This is a genomic window from Tepidiforma bonchosmolovskayae (assembly GCF_008838325.1).
GTDB lineage: Bacteria > Chloroflexota > Dehalococcoidia > Tepidiformales > Tepidiformaceae > Tepidiforma > Tepidiforma bonchosmolovskayae.
Genome location: NZ_CP042829.1, coordinates 2,543,941 through 2,558,457 on the forward strand (window position 1 = coordinate 2,543,941; position 14,517 = coordinate 2,558,457).

The window sequence follows — 14,517 nt, forward strand, 5'->3', positions numbered from 1 at the left end:
CCCAGTCTGCGGGCGGAGGCCCGGGCTGCTCCGCCTTAACCGCCCGCCGACGAGCCAGGTGTCAGCTGTTCCGCGAGAGCACGTACTCGCTCAGGTCGATGAGGCAGCGCTTCGTCTCCGACTCGGGCAGGAACGCGATCGCCTCCTGCGCCCTGCGGATGTACTCCCTCGCCATCTCCATTGACGCCTCGATGCATTCGGAGTTACGCACCGCCTCGAGCGCTTCCCGCAGGCGCGCCTCACGGTCCCTCCTCGCGAGGATGAATCGTCGGATCGGGTTGTCCTTCGGGTACCGCTCGAGGAACAGCAGCCCGGGCAGGGTGATCGTCCCTTCGAGCAGGTCGCTCCCGACCGGCTTCCCCATTACCGCCTCGTCGCCGACAAAGTCGAGGACGTCGTCGACGATCTGGAAGGCCATGCCGAAGCTGTAGCCGTAGGTCCGCATCGCCTCGACGATCCGCTCGTCGCAGTTGCCGAGCATCGCTCCGCCTTCGGTGGCGTTGGCGAAGAGCGCGGCGGTTTTGCCCCCGATCCGCCAGAGGTAGTGCTGGACGTCTTTCCCGGCGTCGAAGGCAGCGGCGTCCTGGTCGAGCTCGCCGCTCGTCATCTTCATCAGCGCCAGCGCGAAGAGGCGGGTCACCGCCAGGCTCCCCGTCCGGGTCACCATCTCGGCCGCGTTGGCGAACATGTAGTCCCCAAGCAGCACCGTCAGCGCATTGTCGAACACAGCGTTGGCCGTCGGGCGGCCCCGCCGGCTGGTCGCGCCATCCACGACGTCGTCGTGGACCAGGCTCGCAGTGTGGAGCAGCTCGATGGCAGCCCCGAGCGGCACCAGCTTGTTGAGGTTGTAGTCCCCGAGATGACCGGCAAGAAGGACAAGCGCCGGCCGCAGCCGCTTGCCGCGGGCCTGGAGCGCATGGTCGAGCATCCGCTTCAGCGGCGGCAGGTCGACGTTTTTTGTCGATTCGAGGAGGTCTTCAACGAGGACCATGTCCTCGGCGACGGGACCGTAGAGCTCCGCCACCTGCAGGGACGTCATGGCGACGCAGCCCCGGCGAGCGCCGCCGTGACCAGGCGCCGCGCGTTCTCCGTCGTTACCCGCGCCACTTCCGCGAACGTTTCTCCGCGCGCCGCGGCAACAGCTCGCGCAGTTTCGACGATGCAGGCCGGTTCGTTGCGCTGTCCTCGCATTCCCTGAGGAGGAAGGTACGGAGTGTCGGTTTCGATCACAAGTGAGCGTGCTGGCAACCCGGCAGCCAGCCGCCGCGTCCGGTCGTTCTTCGGGTACGTAACCGGCCCGGCGACCGACACGAGGTAACCGAGTTCGACGAACGGCTGCGCCTCCTCGAGCGTTCCGCCGAAGCAGTGCATCACCCCGGGCAGGGGCAGGCCGGCCGCAGCCGCTGCCTTCGCAAACGCCTCGAGCTGCGGGAGAATCGCCGTCTCCGCTGCCCGCGAATGCACGCAGACCGGCTTGCGCACATCAAGCGCAATCTGGAGCTGGGCGTCCAGCAGCCGCCGCTGGTTCGGCTCTGACGACCATCCGCGGTAGGCGTCGAGCCCAATCTCGCCGATGGCCACCACCTCCGGTGCTGCGGCCAGCTCACGCAGGCGCGGGAGCAGCGCTGGCCACGCCGTGTCGGCCTCGTGCGGGTGCAGGCCGACCGCCGGGTAGAGCCGGCCCGGGTGCTGCCCGGCGAGGCGGACCGCTTCCTCGCTCGACGGGAGGTCGTAGCCGATCACGACCATGGAGGTCACGCCGGCGGACCATGCCCGGGCAAGCACGGCCTCAACATCGGCGGCGATCTTCGGGTCCGTCAGGTGGGCGTGGGTATCGAACAGCTCCGCGGTCATGCCTCCGCGGCCTCGCGCGGCTCAATCTTCGTGTAGAGCGGCCGGGCCGGCCCGAGCCTCGTACCCGGCTGCACCGGCTGGAACCTCCACCCCTGGGTACGGACCGCGCCCTCCTGCCCGAGGTCGGCATGCAGCTGCTCGGTCGAGAACGGGAGCACCGGGTGCAGGAGCGTCTTCAGCGCGTTGATGGCATCGAGCGCGGTGACGAGCGTCTCGGCGGCGTGGTCGGGGTCGGTCTTGACGGCCTTCCACGGGGCCCGTTCATCGAGGTACTTGTTGGCCGATTGCGCGAGCTGCAGCGCGGTCTGGAGGCCGCCGCGGAAATGGCATCGCTCGAACTCGTTCCCGACCGCATCGAACATCGACTCGCACTCGGCCAGCAGCGCCGTGCTCTCCGGCGTCCGCGAGGCCACCGCCGGCACCGTCCCGCCGAAGTTGCGGTGGACCATCGATATCACGCGGTTCGCAAGGTTGCCCCAGGTGGCAATGAGCACGTCGTTGTTTGCCCGGATGAGCTCGTCTTCGCTGAACACGCTGTCGTTGCTCTCCGGCATGATGGTGGTCAGGTAGAACCGGATGACGTCAGCGTGATACTGGTCGAGGAGGTCGAGCATCCACGTGCCCGTCCCCTTCGATTTGCTCTGCTTCTGCCCGGCGGCGAAGTTCACGTACTGGTTCGCCGGCACGTCGTAGGGGAGGTTGAGGCCCCCGTACCCAAGGAGCATCGCCGGCCAGATGATGGTGTGAAACGGGATGTTGTCCTTCCCAATGAAGTAGTACGAACGGGTCGCCGGGTCCTGCCAGAACGGCCGCCACGCTTCGGGCTCGCCGCGGGTCTGCGCCCACTCCTTGCTTGCCGAGAGGTAGCCGATGACCGCATCGAACCAGACATAAATGCGCTTGTCCTCGTAGCCGGGCACCGGCACGGGCACCCCCCACGAGATATCGCGGGTGATTGCGCGGTCCTTCAGCCCCTCATTCAGCATGCCGAGGGTGAAGTTCTGGACGTTGCGGCGCCAGTGCGGCTGCCGGGAAACCCATTCGCGCAGCGGCTCCTCGAACGCCGAGAGCTTCAGGAAGAAGTGCTCGGAGGGCTTCAGCACCGGCCTCGCGCCGCTCAACTTGCTCCGCGGGTCGCGCAGTTCCGTCGCATCGAGCGTCTTGCCGCAATTGTCGCACTGGTCGCCGCGTGCTTCGGTGTACCCGCAGTACGGGCAGGTGCCCTCGACGTACCGGTCGGGCAGGAACCGCCCGACCTCGGGGTCGAAGAGGTACTCGTCGGTCCGGCGGTAGAGGTATCCCTTCTCGAGGAGCCGCAGGAACATGTCCTGCGTCACGGCGTAGTGGTTCTCGGTCAGCGTGGTCGTGAAGAGGTCGAACGAAATGCCGAACCGCTCCCACACCTCGAGAATCTTCGGGTGGTACCGCTCCACCACCTCGCGCGGCGTGATTCCTTCGCGGTCTGCAGTGACGGTGATTGGCGTCCCGTGGCAATCCGACCCGGAGACCATGAGCACATCATTCCCGCGCAGGCGCTGGTACCGGGCGAAGATATCGGCGGGCAGGTAGGCGCCGGCCGCCTGGCCGACGTGCAGGAGGTAGTTTGCGTACGGCCACGCGACGCAGACGAGGACACGGTCGGGCACGGTTCACCTGGGGAAAGAGCTCTCCCAAATCCTACCACACAGGCCGTATTCCGCTGCCGTTCAGCCGGTTTCGTGCGCGCCGCCGTTGAGCCGGTCCCACGCCGCGTACAGCTCTCCCCGGGGCGCGCCAGTCAGGCGGGCCACCTCGGCGGCGGCCGCTCCGCGGCGGGCACCTGCGCGCTTGAAGGCCCCGAGGAGCTCCTGGGCGTCCGCTGCGGCCGGGGCCTCCGCGGTCGGGCCGATGACCACCGTGCACTCCCCGCGTGCTGCGGCGAAGCGGTCCGCCAGCTCCGATGTCCGGCCGCGCACAACCTCCTCATGGATCTTGGTCAGCTCCCTCGCAACGACCGCTTCCGGGTCGCCGAGGACATCGGCGGCCTCGCGGAGGAGGGCAGCCAGGCGGCCCGGGGCCTCGAAGCAGACGACCACGCGGTCAGGTCCTGCCAGGCGTGCGAGCGCTGCCCGGCGTTCACCCGCCTTGCGCGGCAGAAACCCTGCGAATACGGCGACCTGCGCATCGAACCCTGACACGGACAGCGCGGCTGCCAGGGCCGAGGGGCCGGGTACCGGGATGACGCGGACGCCGGCCCGGTGGGCCGCCGCCACGAGCCGCGCCCCCGGGTCGGAGACCCCGGGCGTCCCGGCGTCCGAGGCGAGCACTGCGATGCCGGCAGCGGCCGCTTCGAGCACCTCCGGGGTCCGCTCGCGCACGTTGTGCTCGGTCAGGCTGACGAGCCGCGCCCTGCTCCCTGCTGCCCGCGCGAGTCGGCCCGTGACGCGGGTGTCCTCGGCCGCGATGAGCGAGGCCAGCCGGAGCGCGTCCTGGGCCCGCGGAGAGAGGTCGCCGAGATTCCCGAGCGGAGTGGCGACCACGTACAGCCCGGGATGCCAGGCCGTCATCGAGCTGTCCAATCGAAGCTATTGCACATAAGCGGCTCCCGCGAATCGAATTTGTGTTGACCCGTCAACCCGGCCCTCCTACACTCGATTACAACGCCGCGGCCGCCCGACAGGCCGCAATTCTAGCCCCGGGATTGCGCTGAATTGAGTACTGCTGTGAACCTTTCCTCCGCCGCCTCCGATGAGCCGGAGCGCGGCCCCGCGCCGTACCCGCAGGGGGACCAGCCCGTTCCGACCTTTAAACAGCTCAGGCGCGCATACGGCTTCGACGAAGTCGCCATCGTTCCCGGCACCGTCACCATCAACCCCGAGCTGACAGAGCTCGGCCTCGACATCGGCCCCCACCACTTCGCCATTCCCTTCCTCGCCTCGGCGATGGATGCCGTCGTCGACCCGTCCTTTGCCATCGCCATGCACAAGGCCGGGGGCCTCGCGGTGCTCAATCTCGAAGGGGTGTGGACGAAGTACGACGACCCCGGCTCCATCCTCCAGGAGGTCGCCTCCGTCAGCCGCGATGAGGCGACCGCGCTCCTCCAGCATGCCTACCAGCAGCCGATCCGGGAAGACCTCATTCACCGGCGCATTCAGGAGATTAAGGCCGGCGGCGCCGTTGCTGCCGTCTCCGTAACCCCGATGAACACCAAGCGCTGGGCTCCGCTCATCCAGGAGGCCGGCGCCGACATCCTGGTGGTCCAGAGCACGGTGACGACGGCCCGGCACGTCTCCACGAGCGTCGAAGGCCTCCGTTTCGAGAAGCTCGTCAAGGAGATTCACATCCCGGTCGTGGTCGGCAACACCGTCGGCTTCGAGGCCACCCTCGAGCTGATGCGCACCGGCGTGGCTGCCGTGCTCGTCGGTGTCGGTCCGGGCGCCGCCTGCACGAGCCGCGAGGTGCTGGGCATCGGCGTCCCGCAGGTGACCGCTACCATCGACTGCGCTGCCGCCCGCGACTACTACTTCAAGGAGAGCGGCCGCTACGTCCCGATCATCACCGACGGCGGCATCCGCACTGGCGGTGATGTCTGCAAGTGTTTCGCGGCCGGTGCAGACGGGGTCATGATGGGCTCGCCCTTCGCCGCCACCACCGAGGCGCCGGGGCGCGGCTACCACTGGGGCATGGCCACGCCGCACGCCCACCTGCCGCGCGGCACCCGCGTCGCAGTCGGCGTCAACACCACGCTGCAGAAGCTCCTCTTCGGTCCGACGAGCCGCACCGACGGCACCGAGAACCTCGTCGGCGCCCTGCGCACGGCCATGGGCATGTGCGGCGCACGGACCATCAAGGAGTTCCAGAAGGCGGAGATGGTCGTCGCACCCGCCATCAAGACCGAAGGCAAGATCTACCAGTTTGCGCAGGCTGGCACCTAGGCTCCTCCTGCTCCTGCTGATCGTCACGGCGGCACCGGCTGTCCCGGCCGGTGCCGCCGCTCCATGTATCGCGGTCGACCCGGCTGCTCCCGACGCAGCCGTCCTCGCCGCCAACGTTGTCGTGGTCGGAACGGTCGTGCGTGTGGCTGGCGGGCCCGACATCGTTCCCGAAGCGTTCCTCAAGGGCACCGTGACCCGCCAGGCCGTGCACCTTCCGGCCCAGCCCCCCGACCCTGCGGCCTGTGCGCCCGCCGAACTCCCTGAGGGCGCCCGCGTGCTCGCGTTCCTGGCCGTGGCCGACGGCGCCGTAGCCTGGCCCGGGAGCGGAGCGGTCTTCATCCTCCGCGATGGACAGGCTGTCCGCGCCGACGGCCAGGCCGCCCTCACCGAACGCGAACTTGTCGACCGTATCCGGGCCCTGACCGGGCAGCTTGCGGCGCCGCCAGCCGACGACGAACCGGGCGCAGGTATCGACTGGACCGGGACCATCGTCCCGGTCGGCGGCCTTCTCCTCGGCGTCTTTGCCATTGGGCTGGTGTTGATGCGGGTCTGGCACCGCATTGACCCGAGCTAGAGCACGAGCGACACGAGGAATGCAGCCAGGGCGTCCTCCCCGGGCTCGAGGATGAGGTCGGCGGCGTCGCGGGCGTACGGGTCGGCGTGCGCCATGGCGGCGCCCAGTCCCGCCCAGGCGAGCATCGCTGCATCATTGACGCTATCGCCCACGGCCACCACGTCGTCCCGGTCGATGCCGTAGTCGGCGCAGATGAGCGAGAGCGCATGCCCCTTGTTCGCCTCTGGCGCTACCGCCACGGTCACCTCTGGGAAATCCAGCACGTGCAGCCGCTCGCCGTATCGCCCCACGAGCTCCCGGTGGATTCCGCCGGCCTGCTCGGCGTCGGAAATGATGCCTACCCCGGTTGGCACCACGCCCGAGAATTCAGGGTCCGGCCGGTATTCGGGCTCGATGCCGCTCACCTCGCCATACCGGCGGGTTGCTGCGGACGGACGGCTCGCGATGTACCGCACCGGGTTGAACCATTCGTAGTCGAGCCCGCGCTCGCGCGCGAAGTTGATGATGTCGACCGCCAGCCGCCGCTCAATCGGGAAGACGTGCAGCATCTCGCCGTCGATGCGGTGCACGGAACACCCCTGCTGACAGACGAGCGGCGTAATGAGGCGCAGCTCTCTTGCCACCCGGACGGTGCCCGGGAACATCCTGCCGCTCGCAAGCACCACCGGGATGCCCGCAGCAGTGAGCTTTCGCACTGCCTCACGCACCGCGGCCGGCGGCGAATGGTCGCTGCCACCGTGGCCCGGAGGGATAACCGTCCCGTCAATGTCGAGGGCAACGAGCTTCACGCCCACCGCAGGCACACCACCCGGTTGATCCCCGCGAGGTCGACCACGAGGGCTGCCCGCGCCCCGGCCGCCCGGCCCAGCGCAGCGACCGGCTCGGCCTGCCCGAAGCCTACTTCGAGCGCGAGCAGCTTCGGGCGAAGCCGTACCGCGCAGTCGGCGATCAGCTCACGGACCAGGCGGAGCCCGTCGGACCCCCCGTCAAGGGCAACCCGCGGCTCCCAGCGGCTCACCTCCGGTTCGAGCGCGTCAATCTCTGCCGATGGGATGTACGGCAGGTTTGCGAGCACGATGTCCGCGCGGCCAATGGGCGTTGCGAGGTTGCCGAGCAGGAGCTGCACGCCCGGGGCGTGCGCGGCCGCATTGAGCCTCGCGAACCGCAGCGCCACGGGGCTGATGTCAGTGGCTGCCATCCGGGCTGCCGGTGCCTCGGCCGCGACGGAGACGGCGACCGCGCCGCTCCCGGTCCCAACTTCGACGACGGTCGCGCCGGGGGCCCCGCGCAGCTCCTCGAGGGCAATCTCGACGAGCAGTTCGGTCTCCGGGCGGGGGATGAGCACCCCGGGCCCGACGGCGAACCGGCGCCCGTAGAACTCGCGCCACCCGGTGATGTACGCAAGGGGTTCGCGCTGTTCCCGCCGCTCCAGCCATGCCTCCAGCCGCCGGCGAGCTTCGCCCTCAAGCACGGCCCCGGCAAAGTACGCTGCCCGCGAGATGCCGGCCGCTTCGCGCACCAGCACCTCCGCCTCGAAGCGGGCGTCTTCCAGTCCGGCCGCTTCCAGCCGCCGGGCTGCAGCCCCCGCAACCTCGCGGGCGTTCATGCCATCGCTTCGAGGCGCGCCGCCTCGTCGGCGGTCGCGACCGCGTCGATGATATCGTCGAGGTCGCCGTCGAGCCGCTGGGAGATGTTGTGCACCGTCAGGCCGATGCGGTGGTCGGTGATCCGGTCCTGCGGGAAATTGTACGTCCGAATCTTCTCGCTCCGGTCTCCGGTCCCCACCTGGCTGCGCCGGTGCGCGGTCAGCTCGGCCTCCTGCTTCTGCTGCTCCAGGTCGAACAGCCGCGAGCGGAGGTGGGTCATCGCCTTGATCCGGTTCTTGAGCTGCGACCGCTCGTCCTGGCAGACCACGACGATCCCGGTCGGGATGTGCGTGATGCGCACCGCGGTCGCGACCTTGTTGACGTTTTGTCCGCCCGCTCCGGAGGAGTGGAAGATGTCGACCCGCAGGTCTTTCTCGTCGATGTCCACGTCGACCTCTTCCGCCTCCGGAAGCACGGCCACGGTCGCCGTTGAGGTGTGGATCCGCCCCTGGGCCTCCGTCTCCGGGACCCGCTGGACGCGGTGAACGCCGCTTTCGTATTTCAGCCGCGAGTAGGCGCCCTCGCCCCGCACCTCGAAGACGACTTCCTTGAAGCCGCCCTTGTCGGATTCTGAGGCGCTCAGGACCTCCGTCTGCCAGCCTTTCCGCTCGGCGTACCGCTGGTACATCCGGAAGAGCTCATGGGCGAACAGGGCAGCTTCCTCGCCTCCAGCGCCGGCGCGGATTTCGACGATCACGTTCCGGCTGTCGCGGGGGTCTTTGGGCAGCAGCATCCGCTTCAGCCGCCGCTCGAGCTCCTCCATCCGGCGCTCGGCATCCTCGAGTTCCGCCTGCGCCAGCTCCTTCATCTCCGGGTCCGACTCCTGCAGGAGCGCGCGGGCACTGCTTGCATCCTCCTGCGCGGAGCGGTACTCGCGGAAGACCTCCACGATCGGCTCAATCTCGGCGCGCTCTTTCGCCAGTTTGCTCACCGCCTCGAAGTCGGCGGCAACCTCCGGGCGCCCCATTTCCGCGGTCAGTTCGTCATAACGGGCGTTCACCCGCTCCAGCTGGGCCAGTACGTTTGCATCCATGGCTTCGCAACACGATGACGGTCCGCCTGGGGCGGACCGCCGGGACGTTCACTCCTGTCTCGAGTATACCACCGGGGCGTTCAGGCTCCCGCCGGGTCGGCAAGCGCAAAGGTGATGCTCCCCTCCGCGGCCACCTGCCCGTCGACTGTGGCCCGCACGCGGCCCTTGCCGACCGGCCCGCGCATTTTCTCGAGTTCGAACTCCAGCCGGAGCTGGTCGCCTGGCACCACCGGCCGCCGGAACCTGAGCTGCTCAATGCCCCCGAAGAGCGGCAATTTGCCGCCGGTATCGGCCCCGCGGAGCAATGTCACGGCCGCGACCTGGGCGAGTGCTTCGACAATCAGCACGCCCGGCATGATCTTTCTTCCCGGGAAATGGCCTTCGAAGAACCACTCGTTCGCCGTGACGTTCTTGATGCCGACGCCGCGGCGGCCCTCCTCGATTTCGATGACCCGGTCGACCAGCAGGAACGGGTAGCGGTGCGGGATGATTCGCTCGATCTCTTCGATGTCGATGGTCACAGGGCTCCCTCCATGGCGCCGCAGGCGCAATTCGCATCGATAAATCGGACAAACGCGTCCACCCGGTCGTCGGGGAACGGGATATCGCCGATGTCGCGGTCGTCAGGATTGCCGAGCCCGTGGTAATCGCTGCCCCCGGAGGCCGCCATGCCGAGGTCGGCAGCCAGCGCGGCATGGGCGGCGATGACGTCCGCCGGGTAGTGCTTGTAGTACGTTTCGAGGCCGTCGGCTCCGAGGTCGCGCAGGTGCCGGATGACCTCGGGGTAGTTCTCGCCGATATACACCGGGTGGGCGACGAATACCACGCCCCCGTGCTCGTGGATGATAGCGATGGCGTCCTTCGGGTCGAGCTTCTCCCGGTTGACATCGGCCGGCTTGCCATTGCCCAGCCACCGGTCGAACGCCTCCTGGACGCTCGCCACGTACCCTTTCTCGAGAAGCGCTCGCGCGACGTGAGGCCGTCCGACCGTCGCCTCGCCAGCGATCTCGAACACCCGCTTCGTCTCGAGGGGCATGCCGTGGTCCCGCAGGATGCTCACAATCTTCTCCACCCGGGCGAGCCGGCCTTCGCGCTGCCAGCGGAAGAACTCCTGCAGCCGTCTGCCGGCCGGGTCGAAACCGAATCCGAGCAGGTGGACATCGGCCTTTCCGACTTCGGTGCTGATCTCGACACCAGGGATGAGCCGCAGGCCCAGCCGGGCCGCCGCTGCTGCAGCTTCCGGAAGGCCGTCGGTCGTGTCGTGGTCGGTCAGCGAGAGGATGCGGACGCCGTTGGCCGCGGCGCGCTCCATAACCCACGCCGGGGATTGGACGCCGTCCGACGCCGTTGAATGCAGGTGGAAGTCGCCGATGGCCACGTCATCCGACCTCCTGGTCGACGCGCTCGATGCGGACGGCCCGGCGTGTGGTGTCGTCGGCCTCGACCAGCACGCCGTTGATGACGGCAGGGCCCTCCGCCGGCGCGAGGCGCGTCGGCATCTGCGTCAGGAACTTCGTGAGCACCGCCTGGATGTCGTCCCCGATCACCGAATCCCGGGCGCCGCACATCCCGGCGTCGGTGCAGTAGGCGGTGCCGTGCCGCAGCAGGCGGCAGTCCGCGGTCGGCACATGGGTGTGCGTCCCGACGACAAAGGTCACGCGGCCGTCGAGATGCCAGCCCATGGCCTGCTTCTCGCTCGTTGCTTCGGCGTGAAAGTCCACCACGATGAACCGATTTGGCGACATCGAGGCCAGCGCGGCGTCAACCGCGCGGAACGGGTCGTCGTAGTCAGCCGGCATGAAGGCCCGCCCGATCAGGTTGATGACCACGAGGTCTCCGCATTCCGCGACCCCCCGGCCGGGGGCGCCTGGCGGATAGTTCAGCGGCCGCGTGATCCCGCGGGTCGATTCGAGGTACGGGTAGAGTTCGCGGTGCTGAAAGGTGTGGTTCCCACCCGTGATGACGTCGACGCCGGCGGCGAACAGGGCATCGGCGTGGCGGGGAATCAGGCCCTTGCCGCCGGAGCAGTTCTCGCCATTGGCTACGACATAATCGAGCCGGAGTTCATGGCGGAGCGCCGGCAGGGAGCGGATAACCGCCTCCCGGCCGGCGCTGCCGACAATGTCGCCGAGGAACAGCAGCCGCATCGCGCCCCTACCGCGCGTACTCGGTGGCGCGCGTCTCCCGGACCACGGTGACCTTGATCTGGCCCGGGTACTCCATCGTCTCCTCGATCTTCTGGCTGACGTCACGCGCGATGCGCATCGCCTCCAGGTCGTCCACGATCTCGGGCTTCACGATGACGCGCACCTCGCGCCCCGCCTGGATGGCGAAGGCGGACTCAACGCCCCTGTAGCTCTTGGCGATGTTCTCCAGCGTCTCGAGCCGCTTGATGTACGCCTCGAGTGATTCGCGCCGGGCCCCCGGGCGCCCGCCCGAGATGGCGTCGGCCATCATCACGATGATCGCCTCCACCGTGCGCGGTTCCACCTCTTCGTGGTGGGCCTCGATGCAGTGCGCAATCGCCTCCTTCACCTTGTAGCGCCGCGCAATTTCCGCGCCGATGAGCGCATGCGTTCCCTCGACCTCGTGGTCAACGGCCTTGCCGAGGTCGTGGAGGAAGCCCCCGGCCCGCGCCACTTCCACGTCGGCGCCAATTTCGTGCGCAATCATGGCGGCGATGTGCGCCGTCTCGATGGAGTGGCGCATCACGTTCTGGCCGTAGCTTGTCCGGTACTTCAGGCGGCCGAAAATCTTGAGGACCTCCGGGTGGAGGTTGAGGACGCCGGCCTCGACCGCCGCGGCCTCGGCAGCCTCCAGCATGGTCGCCTCGACATCGCGCCGCGCCCGGTTGACCGCTTCCTCGATGCGCGTGGGGTGGATGCGCCCGTCCTGCACCAGCATCGTCAGCGCCTGCCGCGCAATCTCCCGCCGGACCGGGTCGAACGCACTGACGGTCACCGCATCGGGCGTGTCATCGATGATCAGGTCGACGCCCGTCGCCGCCTCGATTGCGCGGATGTTGCGCCCCTCGCGGCCGATGATGCGGCCCTTCATATCGTCGCTCGGGATGGGGACAACGGAGACGGTCGTCTCGGCGGTGACCTCCGAGGTGTACCGCTGGATGGCCGTGGCGAGGATTTTCCGGGCGCGCTGCGCGGCGGTGGCCTCTACCTCCTTCTCCATCTCGCGGACCCGGCGGGACGCCTCCTCTCGAATCTCTACCTCGACAGCGGCGAGGAGTTGCTGCCGAGCCTCTTCGACCGAGAGGTTCGCGACCCGCTCCAGTTCGGTCGCCTGCCGCTGCCGGAGCTCTTCCGCTTCGGCGCGGAGTCTCTCAATCTGGGCCTCTCGGTCGCGCAGCGACTGCTCCCTCCGCTCGAGCGTCTCGAGCTTCCGGTCGAGGTTCTCCTCTTTCTGGGCGAGGCGCTGTTCGATGCGCGAAATCTCGGCGCGCCGCTCCTTCATCTCCGCCTCGAAGGAGTTCCGGAGCGCGAGGGTCTCTTCCTTGGCCTGGAGCAGGAGCTCCTTCTGTCGTGTTTCGGCCTCAGCGAGGATGCGGCTGGCCTGTTCCTCTGCCTGCAGCAGTGATGTCCCGGTAACGCGGCGGCGGTACAGGAAGCCCGCTGCCGCTCCAACCAGCAATCCCACGAGGCCGACGATAATCGCAGTTATCGCCAGCATTCGGTATCTCCAGGGCGGTCATACGAGATGACACGTTTGATACTCCGGCGTACTGAGTTTCGCCGAAAGTTCTCATCTCCATCGTACGCGCCGCTCTCCCAAAAAGGAACCGCGCGCTACCCCGTGGGCCGCCCTCTGCCAGGGCGCCGCGGGCGGGGAAGATGGAGGTCGAACGCAACCCCCGCCGCCCGGACAAGCGCCGCCACCGAGAGGCCGAGCAGCGTCGCCGCACTGCTGGAAACGTCGTACGCGGCCCACGTGGCCAGCCCGCCGAGGCCGGCTGCCGTGGCGTTCACTTCGCTGTGCAGCACCAGCGGCACGCGGTCGGCGAGCAGGTCGCGAATCACGCCGCCGCCTGTCGCTGTGAGGATCGCCATGAGCAGCGCGCCGCTCCAGCCCTCGCCGGCGTTGATGGCGGCCAGCGCCCCGGCGACCGCGAACGCGCCGAGCCCACCGGTTTCGGCAATCGTCACGACGGCCCGCGGGTAGGGCCGGCCCCGCCATGCCAGCGCCATGGCGAACACGGCCCCGCCAGTCGCCCAGAGCAGGTAGTCGGGGCGCGCGAGGACGAGCGGCTGCCGGTCGAGAATGACGTCGCGCATGACGCCGCCGCCCGTCGCGGTGACGAGCCCCATGACCCACAGGCCGAAGACGTCGAAATTCCGGCGAACGCCGGCCTGCACCCCGGAGATGGCGAACGCAACCGCGCCGACCCGGTCGAGCACCCCAACCAGCGCGGTCGTATCCAACTCCACCGGGGCACCTCCGGGGCGCGCAGGGACGGGCCGGGCGTCAGTTCTTCGGGCGGTTGAGCCAGCTCATCATGGCGCGCATCTCTGCGCCGACCTTCTCGATCGGGTGTTCCGCCTCGAGCCGCCGCGTCGCCAGGAAGTGCGGGCGGCCGGCCATGTTCTCAAGGATGAACTCTTTCGCGAACTGGCCCGTCTGGATCTCCCGGAGGATCTTCTTCATCTCGGCCCGGGTCTGGTCGGTGATGATGCGCGGGCCCCGGGTGTAATCGCCGTATTCGGCCGTATCGCTGATCGAATATCGCATCCGGGAGAGCCCGCCCTCGTAGATCAGGTCGACGATGAGCTTGAGCTCATGCATCGTCTCGAAGAAGGCGCTCTCAGGCTGATACCCGGCCTCCACCAGCGTTTCGTAGGCGGCCTTGATCAGCGCGGAAAGCCCGCCGCAGAGGATCACCTGCTCGCCGAACAGGTCGGTCTCGGTCTCCTCCCGGAAGGTCGTCTCCAGCACGCCCGCACGGGTGCCGCCGATTCCCTTCGCGTAGGCGAGCGCAAGCTGCAGCGCGACTTCGCTGGCATCCTGGTGGACGGCGACGAGGCAGGGGACACCGCCCCCCTCGGTGAAGACCCGGCGGACGAGGTGGCCGGGCCCCTTCGGCGCGATCATCGTCACGTCGACGAACGGCGGCGGCTGAATCTGCTGGAAGTGGATATTGAACCCGTGGGCGAACATCAGCATCTTGCCCTCGGCGAGATAGGGCTCGATGCCCGCCTGGTAAATCTGCTTCTGCACCTGGTCGGGCGCGAGGATCATGATGATGTCGGCCTCGCGCGCCGCTTCCTCCACGCTCACGACCCGCAGCCCCTCGGCCTCCGCCGCTGCGCGTGACTTCGAACCCGGGTACAGCCCAACGATGACGTCGCACCCGCTGTCGCGCAGGTTCAGCGCGTGGGCATGGCCCTGCGAGCCGAAGCCGATGATGGCGATCTTTCTGCCGTTCAGCAGCGAAAGGTCGGCGTCCTTGTCGTAATACATCGTGGCCATCGTGAGCTACCTCGGGCT

General features: G+C 68.4%; 15 protein-coding genes. 2 read left to right on the top strand and 13 right to left on the bottom strand.

The features are described from left to right. Nucleotides 1-61: 61 nt before the first annotated feature. The 4 genes from Tbon_RS12675 to rsmI are packed head-to-tail and all read right to left on the bottom strand — an operon-like array spanning nt 62 to nt 4,400. Nucleotides 62-1,039, bottom strand: a complete 978-nt coding sequence (locus Tbon_RS12675) for a polyprenyl synthetase family protein (protein WP_158068033.1) — start codon at nt 1,037-1,039, stop codon at nt 62-64. Further along, complete coding sequence (locus tag Tbon_RS12680; protein WP_158068034.1) at nt 1,036-1,854, bottom strand: TatD family hydrolase; 819 nt, start codon at nt 1,852-1,854, stop codon at nt 1,036-1,038. Before Tbon_RS12680 ends, Tbon_RS12675 begins: the two co-directional genes overlap by 4 nt. Next, nucleotides 1,851-3,500, bottom strand: coding sequence for a methionine--tRNA ligase (gene metG / locus Tbon_RS12685; RefSeq protein WP_158068035.1), 1,650 nt, complete (start codon nt 3,498-3,500; stop codon nt 1,851-1,853). Before metG ends, Tbon_RS12680 begins: the two co-directional genes overlap by 4 nt. A 60-nt stretch (nt 3,501-3,560) precedes the next feature. Then, nucleotides 3,561-4,400 carry a 16S rRNA (cytidine(1402)-2'-O)-methyltransferase gene (gene rsmI / locus Tbon_RS12690; protein WP_158068036.1) on the bottom strand — a complete coding sequence of 280 codons (840 nt, stop codon included), beginning with the start codon at nt 4,398-4,400 and terminating at the stop codon, nt 3,561-3,563. A 156-nt stretch (nt 4,401-4,556) separates the two neighbouring features. Between rsmI and Tbon_RS12695 the strand changes: the two genes are divergently transcribed. Further along, nucleotides 4,557-5,768, top strand: a complete 1,212-nt coding sequence (locus Tbon_RS12695; RefSeq protein WP_158068037.1) for a GuaB3 family IMP dehydrogenase-related protein — start codon at nt 4,557-4,559, stop codon at nt 5,766-5,768. Further along, nucleotides 5,749-6,342 carry a hypothetical protein gene (locus Tbon_RS12700; protein WP_158068038.1) on the top strand — a complete coding sequence of 198 codons (594 nt, stop codon included), beginning with the start codon at nt 5,749-5,751 and terminating at the stop codon, nt 6,340-6,342. The genes Tbon_RS12695 and Tbon_RS12700 overlap by 20 nt, the downstream gene beginning before the upstream one ends. Here the strand turns inward: Tbon_RS12700 and Tbon_RS12705 are convergent. The 9 genes from Tbon_RS12705 to ilvC form a co-directional block, all read right to left on the bottom strand. After that, nucleotides 6,339-7,136, bottom strand: a complete 798-nt coding sequence (locus Tbon_RS12705) for an HAD hydrolase family protein (RefSeq protein WP_192497985.1) — start codon at nt 7,134-7,136, stop codon at nt 6,339-6,341. The two genes, Tbon_RS12700 and Tbon_RS12705, sit on opposite strands and share 4 nt — an antisense overlap. Then, nucleotides 7,127-7,948, bottom strand: coding sequence for a peptide chain release factor N(5)-glutamine methyltransferase (gene prmC, locus Tbon_RS12710; protein WP_158068040.1), 822 nt, complete (start codon nt 7,946-7,948; stop codon nt 7,127-7,129). Before prmC ends, Tbon_RS12705 begins: the two co-directional genes overlap by 10 nt. After that, a complete protein-coding gene (prfA, locus tag Tbon_RS12715; protein WP_158068041.1) occupies nt 7,945-9,021 on the bottom strand; it encodes a peptide chain release factor 1 in 1,077 nt (358 codons plus the stop codon). The genes prmC and prfA overlap by 4 nt, the downstream gene beginning before the upstream one ends. A gap of 80 nt (nt 9,022-9,101) precedes the next feature. Further along, the gene (fabZ, locus tag Tbon_RS12720; protein WP_158068321.1) at nt 9,102-9,536 is read right to left on the bottom strand and encodes a 3-hydroxyacyl-ACP dehydratase FabZ; all 435 of its coding nucleotides are present in this window, start codon (nt 9,534-9,536) and stop codon (nt 9,102-9,104) included. Between the two features lie 2 nt (nt 9,537-9,538). Further along, nucleotides 9,539-10,399 carry a PHP domain-containing protein gene (locus tag Tbon_RS12725; RefSeq protein WP_192497986.1) on the bottom strand — a complete coding sequence of 287 codons (861 nt, stop codon included), beginning with the start codon at nt 10,397-10,399 and terminating at the stop codon, nt 9,539-9,541. A gap of 1 nt (nt 10,400) precedes the next feature. Next, nucleotides 10,401-11,168 carry a TIGR00282 family metallophosphoesterase gene (locus tag Tbon_RS12730; RefSeq protein WP_158068043.1) on the bottom strand — a complete coding sequence of 256 codons (768 nt, stop codon included), beginning with the start codon at nt 11,166-11,168 and terminating at the stop codon, nt 10,401-10,403. Nucleotides 11,169-11,175: 7 nt separating this feature from the next. Then, nucleotides 11,176-12,705, bottom strand: a complete 1,530-nt coding sequence (rny, locus tag Tbon_RS12735) for a ribonuclease Y (protein WP_158068044.1) — start codon at nt 12,703-12,705, stop codon at nt 11,176-11,178. Between the two features lie 116 nt (nt 12,706-12,821). Beyond that, nucleotides 12,822-13,460: a trimeric intracellular cation channel family protein gene (locus Tbon_RS12740; protein ID WP_158068045.1), complete on the bottom strand. Its 639-nt coding sequence runs from the start codon at nt 13,458-13,460 to the stop codon at nt 12,822-12,824. A gap of 37 nt (nt 13,461-13,497) precedes the next feature. After that, nucleotides 13,498-14,499 (bottom strand): ketol-acid reductoisomerase, encoded by a 1,002-nt coding sequence (gene ilvC, locus Tbon_RS12745; RefSeq protein WP_158068046.1) that lies wholly within the window; start codon nt 14,497-14,499, stop codon nt 13,498-13,500. Nucleotides 14,500-14,517: the final 18 nt, after the last annotated feature.

Coding starts and splice junctions, on each gene's coding strand:
- Tbon_RS12675 (WP_158068033.1), bottom strand. CDS start 1,039: ATGACGTCCCTGCAGGTGGCGGAGCTCTACGGTCCCGTCGCCGAGGAC.
- Tbon_RS12680 (WP_158068034.1), bottom strand. CDS start 1,854: ATGACCGCGGAGCTGTTCGATACCCACGCCCACCTGACGGACCCGAAG.
- rsmI (WP_158068036.1), bottom strand. CDS start 4,400: ATGACGGCCTGGCATCCCGGGCTGTACGTGGTCGCCACTCCGCTCGGG.
- prmC (WP_158068040.1), bottom strand. CDS start 7,948: ATGAACGCCCGCGAGGTTGCGGGGGCTGCAGCCCGGCGGCTGGAAGCG.
- prfA (WP_158068041.1), bottom strand. CDS start 9,021: ATGGATGCAAACGTACTGGCCCAGCTGGAGCGGGTGAACGCCCGTTAT.
- Tbon_RS12730 (WP_158068043.1), bottom strand. CDS start 11,168: ATGCGGCTGCTGTTCCTCGGCGACATTGTCGGCAGCGCCGGCCGGGAG.
- rny (WP_158068044.1), bottom strand. CDS start 12,705: ATGCTGGCGATAACTGCGATTATCGTCGGCCTCGTGGGATTGCTGGTT.
- ilvC (WP_158068046.1), bottom strand. CDS start 14,499: ATGGCCACGATGTATTACGACAAGGACGCCGACCTTTCGCTGCTGAAC.